This is a genomic window from Streptomyces sp. NPDC037271 (assembly GCF_055603605.1).
In genome coordinates this window covers 70,491-84,772 of the sequence record NZ_JBVJVN010000025.1, presented here as the reverse complement: position 1 = coordinate 84,772, position 14,282 = coordinate 70,491, and the positions used below count along the sequence as shown (strand labels likewise).

Annotated in this window: 13 protein-coding genes; 5 read left to right on the top strand and 8 right to left on the bottom strand. The window is 74.5% G+C overall.

The annotated features are described in order from the left end of the window. Positions 1-17 precede the first annotated feature (17 nt). From ACZ7G3_RS30115 to ACZ7G3_RS30105, 3 genes are all read right to left on the bottom strand, one after another. Positions 18-899, bottom strand: coding sequence for a hypothetical protein (locus ACZ7G3_RS30115; RefSeq protein WP_426600413.1), 882 nt, complete (start codon positions 897-899; stop codon positions 18-20). Between the two features lie 115 nt (positions 900-1,014). Further along, complete coding sequence (locus ACZ7G3_RS30110; RefSeq protein WP_426600414.1) at positions 1,015-2,541, bottom strand: hypothetical protein; 1,527 nt, start codon at positions 2,539-2,541, stop codon at positions 1,015-1,017. A gap of 229 nt (positions 2,542-2,770) precedes the next feature. Beyond that, entirely contained in the window at positions 2,771-3,466 is a 696-nt protein-coding gene (locus ACZ7G3_RS30105; protein ID WP_426600415.1) for a GntR family transcriptional regulator, read from the bottom strand. 176 nt (positions 3,467-3,642) lie between these two features. On the opposite strand from ACZ7G3_RS30105, the gene ACZ7G3_RS30100 reads away from it, so the two are divergent. The 5 genes from ACZ7G3_RS30100 (at position 3,643) to ACZ7G3_RS30080 (ending at position 8,171) form a co-directional block, all read left to right on the top strand. Then, a complete protein-coding gene (locus ACZ7G3_RS30100) occupies positions 3,643-4,965 on the top strand; it encodes an MFS transporter (RefSeq protein ID WP_426600416.1) in 1,323 nt (440 codons plus the stop codon). 14 nt (positions 4,966-4,979) lie between these two features. After that, the gene (locus ACZ7G3_RS30095) at positions 4,980-5,795 is read left to right on the top strand and encodes a putative hydro-lyase (protein WP_470929314.1); all 816 of its coding nucleotides are present in this window, start codon (positions 4,980-4,982) and stop codon (positions 5,793-5,795) included. A 128-nt stretch (positions 5,796-5,923) separates the two neighbouring features. Further along, positions 5,924-6,682 (top strand): LamB/YcsF family protein, encoded by a 759-nt coding sequence (locus ACZ7G3_RS30090; RefSeq protein WP_470929276.1) that lies wholly within the window; start codon positions 5,924-5,926, stop codon positions 6,680-6,682. Beyond that, positions 6,679-7,305, top strand: a complete 627-nt coding sequence (locus ACZ7G3_RS30085) for a 5-oxoprolinase subunit B family protein (RefSeq protein WP_470929274.1) — start codon at positions 6,679-6,681, stop codon at positions 7,303-7,305. Before ACZ7G3_RS30090 ends, ACZ7G3_RS30085 begins: the two co-directional genes overlap by 4 nt. Continuing rightward, the gene (locus ACZ7G3_RS30080; RefSeq protein ID WP_470929272.1) at positions 7,302-8,171 is read left to right on the top strand and encodes a 5-oxoprolinase subunit C family protein; all 870 of its coding nucleotides are present in this window, start codon (positions 7,302-7,304) and stop codon (positions 8,169-8,171) included. The genes ACZ7G3_RS30085 and ACZ7G3_RS30080 overlap by 4 nt, the downstream gene beginning before the upstream one ends. A 409-nt stretch (positions 8,172-8,580) precedes the next feature. Here ACZ7G3_RS30080 and ACZ7G3_RS30075 read toward each other — a convergent pair whose 3' ends face one another. The 5 genes from ACZ7G3_RS30075 to ACZ7G3_RS30055 form a co-directional block, all read right to left on the bottom strand. Next, entirely contained in the window at positions 8,581-9,429 is an 849-nt protein-coding gene (locus tag ACZ7G3_RS30075; RefSeq protein ID WP_470929270.1) for an SGNH/GDSL hydrolase family protein, read from the bottom strand. Then, complete coding sequence (locus ACZ7G3_RS30070) at positions 9,426-10,583, bottom strand: glycosyltransferase (protein WP_470929268.1); 1,158 nt, start codon at positions 10,581-10,583, stop codon at positions 9,426-9,428. Before ACZ7G3_RS30070 ends, ACZ7G3_RS30075 begins: the two co-directional genes overlap by 4 nt. Beyond that, positions 10,580-11,707 carry a glycosyltransferase family 4 protein gene (locus ACZ7G3_RS30065; RefSeq protein WP_470929266.1) on the bottom strand — a complete coding sequence of 376 codons (1,128 nt, stop codon included), beginning with the start codon at positions 11,705-11,707 and terminating at the stop codon, positions 10,580-10,582. The genes ACZ7G3_RS30070 and ACZ7G3_RS30065 overlap by 4 nt, the downstream gene beginning before the upstream one ends. A 297-nt stretch (positions 11,708-12,004) precedes the next feature. After that, positions 12,005-13,423: a HEAT repeat domain-containing protein gene (locus ACZ7G3_RS30060; protein ID WP_426600424.1), complete on the bottom strand. Its 1,419-nt coding sequence runs from the start codon at positions 13,421-13,423 to the stop codon at positions 12,005-12,007. Between the two features lie 334 nt (positions 13,424-13,757). Further along, positions 13,758-14,150 (bottom strand): ankyrin repeat domain-containing protein, encoded by a 393-nt coding sequence (locus tag ACZ7G3_RS30055; protein ID WP_470929264.1) that lies wholly within the window; start codon positions 14,148-14,150, stop codon positions 13,758-13,760. Between the last annotated feature and the right edge of the window lie 132 nt (positions 14,151-14,282).

Here is a 14,282-nt window from a genome sequence, read left to right as displayed (position 1 = left end):
GGCTGGTGGGGGCGGTGTCAGGAGGAGTGGAACGGCAGGCCGGCGTCGGCCACCAGCTCCAGGTCGTCCGTCTCCTCGGCGGGCAGCAGCGTCGCGGTGCCGTCGGTCACCGGGACGATGCCCAGGTCCAGCAGCTCGGCCATGGCGGCGCTGCCCGCCATGTCGCGCACCTGGAGCTGGTAGCGGGCCGTCGTGCGGTACGTGCCGCCGCTGTCGTCGCCGGTGCGCTGGAGGAAGCCGGATTCGGTGAGGAACGCGGCGGCCTTCCCGACGATGCCGGTGGTGGACCCGGGGAGTCTGCGCGCGTCCTTGGTGGCGCCCGTCGCGCTGCGTCTGACCCAGATCCGCCAGGCGGCCTCCAGGCCCGGGGCGTCGGTGGCCGGGTCGGTGTTCTCGCCCTGCTCCTCCGCCCGCTCCTCCAGCCGGCGGCAGGCCTGGCGGACGAAGGCGTCCACGCCGTTGACCGTGACGCGGCCGATGTAGCCGTCGTCGGCGAGGTCCTCGGGGCGCGGGTAGGCCATGGCGGCCACGGCGAGGTGGGCGAGGCCGTGCAGGAAGCGGTCGCCGGAGTCGGTGGCGGCACGCCGCGCGTAGTCGCCCATGCGGACGGCGAAGACCGAGTCCTCGGCGGCGGTCACGGCCATCCCCGCGCGCGGGGACACCTCCAGGACGATCAGTCCGAGGCCGGCGGCGACGGCGTCGGCGAGCCGTGCGAACGGCGGGTCCTCGCGGTACCGGCGCAGCAGGTCGGCGTACTCCTGGTCCCGCGCGGGCAGCAGTTTGGGCTGGAGGCCGAAGGCGACGAGCCGCGCCGCGTCGGCGGCGTCGGCGGGCGTGACGGCCGTGGCGGCCGACGCGGCACCCGCCTCCGGTTCGCTCCGGTCGACGTGCTCGGTCACGGTCGGTACTCCTCGCTGTGCTGGTGCTGGTGCTGGTGTTGCTCGATTTGGTGCGGGCGCTGCTCAAGGTGCTGACGGTGCTCGGAGGGCTGCCGCCGGTGCCGCCGACGCGTCGTCATGCCGCCTCCGTGCGGTCCGCGGCCATCCCCGCCGCGTCCAGCAGTGCCGTGCCGACGATGAGGTCGGCACCGCCGAACTCGGGGTCGTCCAGCTCGGTGCCGTCGTCCACGGCGAACAGCAGTTTCGGCTCGCCCTGCCGGTAGGCGGTGCCGACGGGCGGGCTGGCCGCGTGGACGGCCAGCAGGGCGACGAGGTACGGCAGCTCGGCGTCGCGGGTGCGGGCGTCGGCCAGCAGCCCCGACAGCCGGCGCGGTGCGTCGTGCGGCAGGTCGAGCAGTTCCATGGCCGCGGCCAGCTGTTCCTCGCTGAAACGGCTGTCGTCCGGGGTGGCGATCAGGTCGGGTTCCGGCATCTCGGCGCCCAGGTGCTCCCGCTCCACGGGCGGGGTCAGCAGGATGTCGACGAGGTCGCCGACCCGGACGGAGACGGGCGTGCGCAGGCCGGTGCCGCGCGCGAAGAAGGCGTCGGTGACCCGGAGCGCCCGCTCCAGGGGCAGCGGCAGGACGGGGGCGACGAGATGGCCGTACAGGTCCAGGCCCGAGGTCGTCAGAGGGGTGGCGAAGGCCTGCCGGTCCTGTTCGGCGCGGAAGAGCGGGCCGGCCTCCAGCAGCCGGGACTGGAGCTGGGTGTGGCGGCGGATGCAGTCCTTGACGATGTCGACGAGCTCGGCGGCGCGACGCTTGTGCTCGGGGTCCTCGGACTCGTCACGGGCCTTGCGGATGTTGGTGAGGATCGCGTTCTCGTGGCGGTACCTGTCGGCGACGTGGTCCAGGGCCTCGGCGATCATGTCGGGGACGGCGCTCAGCCAGTCCACCGCACGGACGTTGCGCCGGGTGGCGTCCAGTGCCCGGCGCAGGGTCTCCGAGTACTGCACGGTCCGGTACCGGGCCTGTTCGGCGGCGAGCTGGGCGTCGGCGAGGCGGCCCCGGCTGATCAGCACCTCCAGCTTGACCTCGGCGGCGATCTGGGCGCTGGTGACGTCGGTGTCCAGGGCGCCTACGAGGACGTTGACCGCCTCGTCCGTGGTGCGCAGGTAGACGGTGCCGCCGGGACCGGGGACCTCTTCGAGCAGCTTGAAGTCGTAGTCGCGGCGCACATAGGTGCCGTCCGGCCCGAAGGTGCCGTACACCGCGCGGAAGCCGCGGTCGACGCTGCCGACGTTGATCAGGTTCTCCAGGACCCAGCGGGCCACCCGCTCGTGCTCGGCGGCGGGCCGTGCCGGGGCCTGGGCGGCGACGCGCGGGATCAGCCGGGCCACTATCTGGTCGTGGTCGGCGCCCGTGTCGAAGTCCATGTTCAGCGTGACGAGGTCGATGGCGGCGAGGGCGACCTCGGCCATGCCGTACACCGAGTACTCACCCGCGAGGTTCGCCTTGCGTACGTCGAGGTCGTGCAGCGGCGCCGTGCAGGCGAGCGCACGCAGCCGCCGCGCCAGTCCCTCGTCGGCGGCCGGGCCCGGGGCAGGGCGCGGCCCCGCGCTGAGCTGGGGCGGAACACTGTCCGTCGATGCAGGCGAAGTCACGGTGCACAGACTAGGTCCTCGGTCTGACAACAACCCAAACGACGCATCTGGGCCCCGACGCGACGGGCTTCGCGGGCGCTCCGGGGGGGGGCGCAACCGGGAGCGCTCCGGGGGGCCGGGCGGGACTGGGGGGACCCGGGGAGACCCAGGAAGACCCGGGGGGACCCAGGGAGCCCCGGGGGGCCGGGGGGACCGGGGAGGGACCGGGGGAGGCTCCGGGGTGGGTTGGCTACCCCTCGTCCCCGACCCTCCGCAGGTAGACCTCCACGACCCGCTTCAGCGAGTTCTCGAGGTAGACCGCGAGAAGCCGCTCCGCCGCCTCCCGCTCGCCGGAAGCCAGGACGTCGAGGATCTCCGCGTTGCGCGCGATGTACGGCTCGTGCAGGCGCCGAGGGTCGTCCACGACGTGGAAGGCGAGGCGCAGTTCGGCGAAGACGCTGCGCATCAGTTCGTCCGTGCGTTCGCTGCCGGCCAGGGCCACCAGTTCCCGGTGGAAGTGGATGTTGGCGGTACCCACACCTTTCCAGTCACCTTCACGGGCCGACCGGCGCCCGTCCTCGACGGCCCCGGCGAGTCCGTCCAGGACGTACGGCGGCTCTCCGAGGCCCCTGACGACGGCGCACTCGACGAGGGCGCGGGTGCGGTAGATGTCCTCGACGTCCTCGACGGTCAGGACCCGGACGAAGACGCCCCGGTTGAGCTCGTGGACGAGCAGGCGTTCATGGGTGAGCAGCCGGAACGACTCGCGCAGCGTGTTGCGTGAGACCCCGAGCGCGCCGCCGATGCTGTCTTCCGACAGCCGGGTCCCGGGCGGGAAGTAGCCTTCGGCGATCCGGCTTCTGAGGATGTCGGAGACCCGCTCGGCGGTGCTGGTCCGCCCGAGGAGGGCACGGTCGTCCGCCAGTCCCGTCAACTGCTCTGCCATGCCCGGAATTCAATCGCAGATACCAGAACGAAACAACAGGGGTATTGAGGGATCGTTGAACGATCCCCTACGGTGCCTTCAAGTGTCGGCACGGCGCCCGCTCCGCGCACCGCGCCGCCGCACCGACCGGCTCACTCTCGGCAAGCACCCTCCGTCCTCCCACTGCGAGGTGCACCATGAGCACACCCCCTCGACCACAGGCACCGTCCGTCGGAACCCGTCCGTCCGGCACGGGTGAACACGCCCCGGACGACGGCCCGTTCGGCTGGCTGCGCGCCCTCGGCCCACAGGGGCGCCGCGCCTTCGGCGGCGCGTTCGGCGGCTACGCGCTCGACTCGTACGACTACTTCACCCTGCCGCTGACCATGGTCGCGCTGGCCGCGTACTTCGGCCTGGACAGCGGCCAGACCGGTCTGCTCACGACGGTCACGCTGGTTGTCTCGGCGGTCGGCGGCGCCCTCGCGGGCGTCCTGGCGGACCGCGTCGGCCGGGTCGAGGCACTGCTGCTCACCGTGATCACCTACGCCGTGTTCACGGTGGCCTGCGGCTTCGCGCCCAACTACGAGACGCTGCTGGTCTTCCGCGCACTGCAGGGCCTCGGTTTCGGCGGCGAGTGGGCGGTCGGCGCGATCCTGGTCGCCGAGTACGCGAGCGCCAAGCACCGCGGTCGCACGCTCGGCGCGATCCAGAGCTCCTGGGCCGTCGGGTGGGGACTGGCGGTGGTCGTGTACACGCTGGTGTTCTCGCTGGCCGGTGACGACCTCGCGTGGCGCATCATGTTCTGGACGGGCGCGCTGCCGGCGGTGCTCGTGGTGTGGGTGCGGCGCAGCGTCCAGGACGCGCCCGAGGCTGCCGCGGCCCGCCGGAAGGACCCGGCGAAGGGCTCGTTCGCGGCGATCTTCAAGCCGGGCACGGCCGGCTCGCCGGGCCTGCTGCGGATCACGCTCTTCGCCAGTCTGCTCTCCACCGGCGTCCAGGGCGGCTACTACACCCTCGCCACCTGGGTCCCGACCTATCTGAAGGACGAGCGCGACCTGTCGGTCGTGGGCACCGGCGGTTATCTGACGTTCCTGATCTCGGGCGCCTTCATCGGCTACCTCACCGGCGGCGTCCTCACCGACCTGCTGGGCCGCAAGCGCAACATCTGGCTCTTCGCGCTGCTGTCGGCGCTGTGCATCCTGGCGTACGCGAACATCCCCAGCGGCGCCAACACGCTGCTGCTGGTGCTCGGTTTCCCGCTCGGCTTCTGCATGTCGGCGATCTTCAGCGGCTTCGGTTCGTATCTGAGCGAGCTGTACCCGACGGCGGTACGGGGCGCGGGGCAGGGCTTCACGTACAACACCGGGCGCGCCGTGGGCGCCGTCTTCCCGACCACGGTCGGCTTCCTGGCCGACAGTTGGGGCGTGGGCGGCGCGCTGGTCTTCGGCGCCATCGGCTACGGCATCGCGGCGCTGGCTCTGCTGGGGCTGCCGGAGACACGCGGAAAGGAACTGACGTGAACCGCTCGCACCACATGGCCGACGACCGGCCGATCGTCCTCGTCGACGAGCACGCGCACGCGTGGAGCCCGAGAACGGCCCGCTCCCGCTTCCGGGAAGGGCTGACCGGACCCACGGCCGGGGCCGCGGCCGGCCACACCCAGGCCAACCTGATCTCGGTGCCCGCCGACTGGGCGTACGACATGCTGCTGTTCTGCACCCGCAACCCGAAGCCCTGCCCCGTGCTCGACGTCACGGACGCCGGGTCATGGACCACCTCGCTCGCCGACGGCGCGGACCTGCGCACCGATCTTCCGCGCTACCGGGTGTGGCGGGACGGCGAACTGGTGGACGAGCCGACGGACGTACGCGCCCACTGGCGGGACGACCTGGTGTCGTTCCTGATCGGCTGCAGCTTCACCTTCGAGTGGGCGCTCACCGCGGCCGGAGTCCCGGTCCGCCATGTCGAGCAGGGTCGCAACGTCCCCATGTACGTCACCACCCGGCAGTGCCGTCCCGCCGGGCGACTGCGCGGGCCGATGGTGGTGTCCATGCGCCCGGTGCCGCCCGCCCACCTGTCGGCGGCGATCCACGAGACCAGCCTGCTCCCCGCGGTGCACGGCAGCCCGGTGCACTGCGGCGACCCGTCGGCGCTGGGCATCGACGATCTGGGCCGGCCTGACTTCGGCGACCCGGTGGACATCGGGCCGGACGACATCCCTGTGTTCTGGGCCTGCGGAGTGACCCCGCAGGCGGCGGTCATGGCCTCGCGTCCGCCGTTCGCCCTCACCCACGCGCCGGGGCAGATGTTCCTCACGGACGCCCGTGACGAGCAGTACCGCGTGATCTGACGGCGGAGCCGGGGGCCCGTCCCGGAACGGAAGGGGAAGCGGAACGGAAGGGGAAGCGGAACGGAATCGTCAACGGCAACGGCAACGGCAACCGGAGACCCACCGGAGACACCGGAGACACTGGAGACATGACCTCGATCGACCTCAACGCCGACCTCGGCGAGGGCTTCGGCCGCTGGCGGCTCACCGACGACGAGGGCCTGCTCTCGGTCGTCACCAGCGCCAACGTGGCCTGCGGCTTCCACGCCGGAGACCCGGCGACCATGCGGCGGGTGTGCGAGTCGGCGGCCGAGCGGGGCGTGCGTGTCGGCGCACAGGTCTCCTACCGGGATCTGGCCGGTTTCGGGCGGCGCGCGATGGACGTGCCGCCCGGCGAGCTGGCGGCCGAGGTGGCCTACCAGATCGGCGCCCTGGAGGTCTTCGCCCGGGCGGCGGGCACGCGCGTGGCGTACGTCAAGCCACACGGCGCCCTGTACAACCGGGTGGTACGGGACGAGGAGCAGGCCGCGGCGGTCGTCGACGGGGTGGTCCTCGCGGGCGGCGCCCTGCCCGTGCTGGGGCTGCCCGGCTCGCGTGTGCTGGAACTGGCGGGCCGGGCCGGGCTCCCCGTCGTCACGGAGGCGTTCGCGGACCGCGCGTACACCGACGAGGGCACGCTCGTGCCGCGCGGGCAGGAGGGCGCCGTGGTCGCCGACCCGGACGCCGTCGTGGAACGCTCGGTGCGGCTGGCCGTGTCCGGCACCGTCACCGCCCGCTCGGGGGCGCGGGTCGGCGTCCGCGCACGTTCCCTGTGCGTGCACGGCGACACGCCGGGTGCGGTGGGGCTGGCGCGCCGGGTGCGGGAGCGGCTGGAGGTCTCCGGCGTGCGCGTGGAGGCCTTCGCATGAACGTCCTGCCCGTCGGTGACGACGCCCTGCTCGTCGAGGTCTCCTCGGGCGAGGAGGCCGAGGCACTGCACGCGGAGCTGCTGCGGCGCCGCGCGGAGGGCACGCTCTCGGCCCGGGAGATCGTCCCGGCGGCCCGCACCGTCCTCCTCGACGGCCTCACCGATCCGGCCCGCCTCGCGTTCGAGCTGACCGCCGCCGAGGTGCCGCCCGCTCCCCCGCGCACGGGGCCCGTCGTCGAGATCCCGGTCCGCTACGACGGTCCGGACCTGGCCGACGTCGCCGCGCACTGGGGAGTGGCGGAGGAGGAGGTGGCGCGCATCCACGCGGGCACCGAGTTCCGGGTCGCCTTCTGCGGGTTCGCACCCGGCTTCGGCTATCTGACCGGTCTGCCCGCGCGGTACGACGCCCCGCGCCGGGGCACCCCGCGCACCGCCGTCCCGGCGGGTTCGGTGGCGCTGGCGGGGCCGTACACGGGCGTGTACCCGCGCTCGTCGCCGGGCGGCTGGCAGTTGATCGGTTCCACGGACGCCGTGCTGTGGGACCACACGCGCGTGCCGGCGGCGCTGCTGTCGCCGGGCACGCGCGTGCGCTTCGTGTCCCGCGGACGCCAGGGGGGTTCATGACGGACCGTGCGCTCGCCGTCGTCCGGGCCGGGGCCCTGACCACCGTGCAGGACCGGGGACGCCCCGGCCATGCGCACCTCGGGGTCCCCCGTTCCGGGGCACTCGACGCGCCGGCGGCGGCGCTGGTGAACCGGCTGGTCGGCAACCCGCCCGACGCCGCCGTCCTGGAGACCACGCTGACCGGCTGTGCCCTGCGCCCGCGGTGTGCGGTGACGGTGGCGGCCGGCGGCGCTCCGTGCCCGGTGACGGTGGAGGGCCGGCCGGTGCCCTGGGGCGCGCCTGTCGGCGTGCCGGCCGGTGCGCTGCTGGACGTCGGGGCGGCCGACTCCGGCGTCCGCACCTATGTGGCCGTCACGGGCGGCGTCCTCGTCGAGGCGGTCCTCGGCAGCCGCTCCACCGACCTGCTGTCCGGCCTCGGGCCGCCGCCCCTCACGGACGGCGTGGTGCTGCCCTTGGGGCGACCGCACGGGCAGCACGCGCGCGTGGACGTCACCCCGCAGCCGGCTCCCCCGACGGAGCTGGTCCTGCACGTCACGCCGGGCCCGCGGGCCGACTGGTTCACGCCGGAGGCGGTACGGACGTTCGTTTCGCGCACCTATCGGGTGTCGCCCGCGAGCAACCGCATCGGACTGCGCATGGACGGACCCGCCCTGCAACGCTCCCGCACGGGCGAACTTCCCAGTGAGGGCATGGTCCTGGGGGCGGTGCAGGTGCCGCCCGACGGCAGACCGGTCGTGTTCCTGGCCGACCATCCGACGACCGGCGGCTACCCGGTGATCGGCGTCGCCCGCGCCACCGACCTCCCGGCGGCGGCCCAGGCGGTACCGGGGACACCGGTGCGCTTCGTGTCCGTGCGCAGGGGCTGACGGGGGCGGGAACGCGGTGCGCCGGTGCGGCGAGGGCGGTCCGTGCGGGCGGGTGGGGCGTACGGGCGGGTAGGGGCGTACGCGGCCCGGCGACGCGCCCAGTACGTCGGCCCGTACCCGCACGTGGCGGGGGGCCGTACTCGCACGTACGACCCACACCCGCACGTACGACCCGGACACCACACCACGCCACGGACCGGCACGGGCAGCGCGAACCGCGGGGCGGCACCCGTGCCGTCCGCCGGCACCGCTCCCTCCGCGGACGGGCGCCCGCCCCGCCGTCCAATCACCCGCTCCGGGCCGACGCCCACGCCCACGCCTGCCACGGCGCCGTGCGCGGGCAGGCGACGCCCTCGGTGTCCGGACACGCCCCACATTCCGCCGCCTCCGGCCGGGCGGGCGCCACCCGTCACGCCGCCTCCGGCCGCTCCGGCGTCGCCACGGCCGCCAGGGCGGCGGAGACCGCGGCGGACGTGCGCAGGTCGAGCCGGGCGCTCGTCCCGCGCGCGTGGTGCCGCAGTTCGTCGGCGGCCAGGGTCACCAGTTGGGGCAGCAGGTCGGTGCAACGCCTGGCCACCCAGCCGGTGCCGGCGGTGGCCAGCCACCACAGGTTCGCCGACCGGGACGGAGCGGGGAACTCGTTGTCCGGCGAGGGCGCGGGGCCGGTGGCGTCGCCACGCTCGGCGAGCAGTGCGTGGAAGCGCAGGGCCAGCTGCCGGTGGCCCAGCTCGCCGGGGTGCAGCCGGTCCGCGCTCCACATCGCACGGTCCCTGATCCAGTCGCCCTCGCACGCGTGCAGGTGCACGGCCCCGTACCGGTCGGACAGGGCGTGCACCACGGCGTTGACCGCCCGTTGCCGCCGGGCCAGCGGGCGGGCCAGCACGCCCGGCAGCCCGAGCATCGCCCCGGGGTCCGGCAGGCACGCCGTGAGCAGCAGCGCGCCCCGCCCGGTGCAGGCGCCGTACACCGTGTCGAGCCGGGCGGCGACGGCGCCGAGGTCGAAGGTGCGGCGGAGGGTGTCGTTGACGCCGACGACGACGGACACGACGTCGGGGTGCAGGGCGATGCCGGCCGGCAGTTGCCGCTCGGCCACGTCACGGGTCTGCGCCCCGCTGCGGGCGAGGTTGGTGAACTCCGCGGGCTCCTCGGCGAGTCCTGCGGCGAGCAGCGCCGCCCAGCCGCGCCACCCGTTCCCCAGCGGGTCGCCCACCCCCTCGGTCAGCGAGTCGCCGAGGGCCACGAACCGGACGCGTCTCATGACACGGCCTCCGGCGACACCGGTTGCGCGGGAGCCGTCGCGTCGTGCGCGGCCAGGAACGCCTCGACCGCCGAGTCCCAGCCGAAACACTCCGCACGCGCGCGTGCCGCCTCCCGCCGGTCCGCCTCCAGGCGTTCGAGGAGCAGGTCCACGGCGTCCGCGAAGGCCTCCCCGTGGTCGGCCGCGACTGCCCCGGCGGAGCCGATCACCTCCGGCAGCGCCGACGACAGGCTCGCCACCACGGGCGTGCCGCACGCCATCGCCTCCAGCGCGGCGAGTCCGAAGGTCTCGGCCGGTCCGGGCGCCAGGCACACGTCGGCGGACGCCTGGAGCGCGCCGAGCAGCCCACGGTCGGCGACATGCCCGAGGAAGGTCACCGGCAGCCCACGCTCCCGCGCCCGCTGTTCGAGCCGCGGGCGCAACGGCCCGTCCCCGGCCACGACCAGTACCGCCCGGTCGCCGCGCCGCCGGAGCGCCGCCAGCGCGTCCAGTGCCGTGCCGGGCCGCTTCTCGACGGACAGCCGGGAGCACATCACCAGCAGGGTCTCGTCCACGCGCGCGTGCCGGGCGCGCAGCCCCGGATCGCGCAACGCCGGGTGCCGCCCGGTCAGATCGACGCCCAGGGGCGCCCGTACGACGTTGCGGGCCCCGATGCGGGCGAACTCCCGCTCGGCGAACTCCGTGGTGCACACCACGCGTGCGTAGGTGTGCGCCGTACGGGCGTTGAGGGCGTCGGCGGTGCGCCGGGCGGTCCGCTCGGGCAGGCCCCAGGCGCGCAGCACCCCGTCGGTGGTCTCGTGGGAGACCATCACGGCGGGGACCCTGGCCCGCCGGGCCCACTTGCCGGTCCAGCGCAGCGTCGTACGGTCGGACACCTCCAACCGGTCGGGGGCCAGTTCCTCCAGCAGCGCGGCCACGCGCCGCCTGTCGGTCAGGACCCGGTATCCGCCGGTGCCCGGCAGCAGCGGTCCCGGGAGGGTGATGACCCGGCCCTGTTCGGTCTCCCGGTCGTCGGCGCGCTCGCCGGGGACGACGAGGACGGGGTCGTGCCCGGCCTCCCGGTAGCCCCTGCCCAGCTCGCGCAGGGCGGTGCGCAGGCCGCCGGACGCGGGGGCGACGAAGTTGGCGAGCCGGACGATCCGCAGCGCGCTCATGCCGCGAGCACCGCCTTCCGCGAGGCCAGCACGTCCGAGTAGTGCCCGATCAGCCGGTCGCCGACGGCCGCCCAGGTCCGCCCCTCGACGGCCGCCCGCCCGGCCGCCCCGTACGCGGCCCGCAGCGCGGGGTCGGCGGACAGGGACCACACCGCGTCCCGTACGGCGGCGGCGTCGCGGGGCGGCACGAGCACCCCGGTGTGCCCGTGGGTGACGAGGTCCAGCGGGCCGCCGGCCGCGGGCGCGACGACGGGCACCCCGCTCGCCATGGCCTCCTGCACGGTCTGGCAGAAGGTCTCGAAGGGGCCGGTGTGCGCGAACACGTCGAGTGAGGCGAAGACCCGGGCGAGTTCGTCGCCGGTACGACGGCCGAGGAACACCGCGCCCGGCAGCGCCCGCTCCAGGCCGGTCCGGCTGGGCCCGTCGCCGACGACCACGACGCGCACGCCGTCCAGGCCGCAGACGCCGGACAGCAGCTCCACCTGCTTCTCGGGGGCGAGCCGCCCGACGTAGCCGACGATCAGCTCACCGTCCGGGGCCAGTTCACGGCGCAGTGCCTCGTCTCGCCGGCCGGGCCGGAAGCGGGCGGTGTCCACCCCGCGCGGCCACAGCACGGCCCGGGGCACACCGTGCGCCCGAAGGTCGCGCAGGGCCGCACTGGACGGGGCGAGAGTGAGGTCGGCGGCGGCGTGCACGGAACGGATGCGCCGCCAGGCCGCGGCCTCGCCCGCCCCCATGTACGTACGGGCGTATCCGGCGAGGTCGGTCTGGTAGACGGCCACGGCGGGGACGCCGAGCCGGGTCGCGGCGGCCATGCCCCGGACGCCGAGGACGAAGGGGCCGGCCAGGTGGACGAGGTCGGCGCGGTGCGCGGCGATCGCGGCGGCCACGCGCCGGCTGGGCAGGGCGACGCGGACCTGGTGGTAGCCGGGGAGCGGGAGGGAGGGGATCCGGACGAGGGGGCACGGGGCGGAGGTGTCCGCCTCGCCGCCGGGAGCGGTGGCCGGAGCCACGACGACGCAGTCGTGACCGCGGTCGACGAGGTGCCGGGCGGTCTGGAGCGCGCAGTGGGCGACGCCGTTCACATCGGGGGGAAAGGATTCGGTCACGATGACGACACGCATACCGGTGTTGTCGCCGGATTGGACGTGCTCGCGTCAACGTCGATCTTTCCTGGCGAGGAACGTCCCATGAGCGTTGACCTGCCCACCCGAGCAGGTCGGCCCGCGGCCATGCCCGCCTGCCCCGCGGGTCACCCGTCGTTCATCCGGTGGGCCGCCTGCCGCCCGACGGGCCGCCACCGGCGGGCGGCGCGACGGCAGTGCTCACTCACCGACGGTGACCCACCTGCTCGACCACGGTCCCCGCCCCTCGCTCGACCACCGTCCCCGCCCCTCGCGCGGGGACGGGTCGCCGCCCGCTCACACGGCGGGCGCGTCCGGTCCGAAGCGGCTGCGCACGGCCGTCTGGACCTCGTCCTCCTCGGCCGGGTCGGCGGCGAGCCTGCGCAGCCGTTCGACGACGCGGTTGTCGCCGGTCTCGGCATGGCGGGCGGCGAGTTCGCGCGTCGTCTCCTCGCAGTCCCACAGGCACTCGATGGCGAAGCCGGCGGCGAAGGACGGGTCGGTGGCGGCCAGCGCGCGGGCCGCCCGGCCGCGCAGGTGGGAGGAGGCCGTCTCACGGTAGATGTGCCGCAGTACGGGGGCGGCGCAGGCGATGCCGAGCCGGCCGGTGCCGTCGACGAGGGTCCACAGGGTCGATGCGTCGGGGCCTTCACCGCGTACCGCCTCCCGCAGTGCGGCGAGGACGAGGTCGCGGTCCTGCGCTCCACCCCGGCAGGCGAGTACGCGTCCGGCGGCGGCGCCCAGGGCGTCGGGCCGGTGCACCCAGCGGCGCGCCAGGTCGACGGCGGCGAGGCTGCGCATCCGTTCGAAAGCGGCGACGGCCGCCTCCACGACCGGCGTCGAGCCGGTGCTCACGGCGCCCTCGATCAGGTCGAGGGCGTCCGGATCGTTGCCGTCGGCGAGATAGCGCAGGGCGGTACAGCGGGCACCCTCGTCGCCGGACCGCGCGGCCTCGACGATCTCGGGCCGGTCCTCGGGGCCGGCGACGGCCGTGAGACACCGGGCGGCCGGCACATGGAGCGCGGCGCCGCGCTCGACGCCCTGCTGGGCCCACTCGAACACGGCCCGCACACTCCAGCCCGGACGCGGTCCGGTGGGACTCATCTGCCGCTGCCAGCGGTCGAAGGAGCCCGCCTCGTGGGCGGCACGCACGCGCGTGGCGATCGATTCGCGGGGGTCGTCGGCCCACAGTCGCCAGGGCCGGGGTTCGAAGGCGTCCCGCACGGCGACGGCCAGCTCGGCGTCGCCCTCGGCGTCGCGCGGGAAGCGTGCCAGGACGGGGGCGGCGAGGGCGCGAAGTCCGGCGTCGTCGTCGCGCAGGGCCAGCTCGTCGAGGGCCCACGCCCAGTTGACGCCGTGGGCGGCGTACCCGCGCAACAGCTCGAGCGCGTCCAGCCTGCCGTAGGAGGCGAGGTGGCCGAGGACCGCGAGGGCGAGCCCGGTGCGTGACTCGTCGCCGTCGAGGATGTCCTCGGGGTCGAAGAGATGGGCCTCGATCGCGTCCAGCTCGCCGTTCAGGTCGAGGTAGAGGCGGGCGTAGTAGAGGGAGCGGTTCTCGACCTGCCAGTCGTGGCGGGGGTCGTGCAGCACACAGTGGTTCAGTGCCGCGAGCGCTTCGGCGCGCGGAGCGGTGAGCGCGTGCAGCGTGCCGTCGCCGCGACCCCGCTGAAGCAGGCCGAGCAGCGTACCGCTGGGCGCTATGACCGGATCGAACATGGGAAACAGCCTCACATCAAGCGTCGACGCAACCGGGGAACACGCGTTACCTGGCCGTGCGCCAACACGTCGGAGCGCCCGCCGTCTCTTGCTTGCTGAAGACCATGTTCCTCTGCCTCTCGTCGATGGCCCGTGCGGGCCGTGTCACGGCCCGCGCGGTGCGGCAACACCTGCCCAGCCATCGCGTCCGTGAACCACGTCGTCATGATGACCCGGCGGTCACATCTGCCGCGACCGAAATTTCGGCGGCCCGGTACCGCCTCCCCCGTTTTTCGTGTTTTCCCTGGTCAGAAAGTGCGGAGCGGCCCCGGAGCGGTTCCGGGCCGGCGCCCGGTCACTGGGCGCCGAACAGCTCCAGCAGCTCCGTCCGGGCGAACATCCGCGCCGTGTCGACGGCCGACGGCGTGCCCGCGGAGGGGTCCGCACCCGCCTCCAGAAGCACCCTGGTCACTTCCGTCTCACCCTTGAAGGCGGCTCCGGCGAGTGGGGTCTGACCCCGGTCGTTGACGCGGTCGGCCTCGGCGCCTCGGGCCAGCAGCGCGCGCACCGTGTCGGCGTGCCCGTGGTAGGCGGCGAGCATGACGAGGGAGTCGCCGCGGTCGTTGGTGAGATTGGCGGGAACGCCGGCGTCCACATACGCCACCAGTTCCTCGGTCCGCCCCTGCCGGGCCAGATCGAAGATCTTGGTCGCCAGCTCCACGACCTCCGGGTCGGGGGCTTCACTCATCGGCCGGACCACCTCTCACTGCGTACGTTGCGGACGTCTCGAACGTGACGAACGTCGGGGACTGTGTGCGCGTACGGCCGCGAGCGGCGCGGCCGTACGAGTGAATCGCCAGGGTACTGGCTCGTGCGGCAC

Excerpts from the sequence above, each read along its gene's own strand:
- ACZ7G3_RS30105 (WP_426600415.1), bottom strand. The coding sequence starts at position 3,466 with ATGGCAGAGCAGTTGACGGGACTGGCGGACGACCGTGCCCTCCTCGGG.
- ACZ7G3_RS30100 (WP_426600416.1), top strand. The coding sequence starts at position 3,643 with ATGAGCACACCCCCTCGACCACAGGCACCGTCCGTCGGAACCCGTCCG.
- ACZ7G3_RS30095 (WP_470929314.1), top strand. The coding sequence starts at position 4,980 with ATGGCCGACGACCGGCCGATCGTCCTCGTCGACGAGCACGCGCACGCG.
- ACZ7G3_RS30090 (WP_470929276.1), top strand. The coding sequence starts at position 5,924 with ATGACCTCGATCGACCTCAACGCCGACCTCGGCGAGGGCTTCGGCCGC.
- ACZ7G3_RS30085 (WP_470929274.1), top strand. The coding sequence starts at position 6,679 with ATGAACGTCCTGCCCGTCGGTGACGACGCCCTGCTCGTCGAGGTCTCC.
- ACZ7G3_RS30080 (WP_470929272.1), top strand. The coding sequence starts at position 7,302 with ATGACGGACCGTGCGCTCGCCGTCGTCCGGGCCGGGGCCCTGACCACC.
- ACZ7G3_RS30075 (WP_470929270.1), bottom strand. The coding sequence starts at position 9,429 with ATGAGACGCGTCCGGTTCGTGGCCCTCGGCGACTCGCTGACCGAGGGG.
- ACZ7G3_RS30070 (WP_470929268.1), bottom strand. The coding sequence starts at position 10,583 with ATGAGCGCGCTGCGGATCGTCCGGCTCGCCAACTTCGTCGCCCCCGCG.
- ACZ7G3_RS30065 (WP_470929266.1), bottom strand. The coding sequence starts at position 11,707 with ATGCGTGTCGTCATCGTGACCGAATCCTTTCCCCCCGATGTGAACGGC.
- ACZ7G3_RS30060 (WP_426600424.1), bottom strand. The coding sequence starts at position 13,423 with ATGTTCGATCCGGTCATAGCGCCCAGCGGTACGCTGCTCGGCCTGCTT.
- ACZ7G3_RS30055 (WP_470929264.1), bottom strand. The coding sequence starts at position 14,150 with ATGAGTGAAGCCCCCGACCCGGAGGTCGTGGAGCTGGCGACCAAGATC.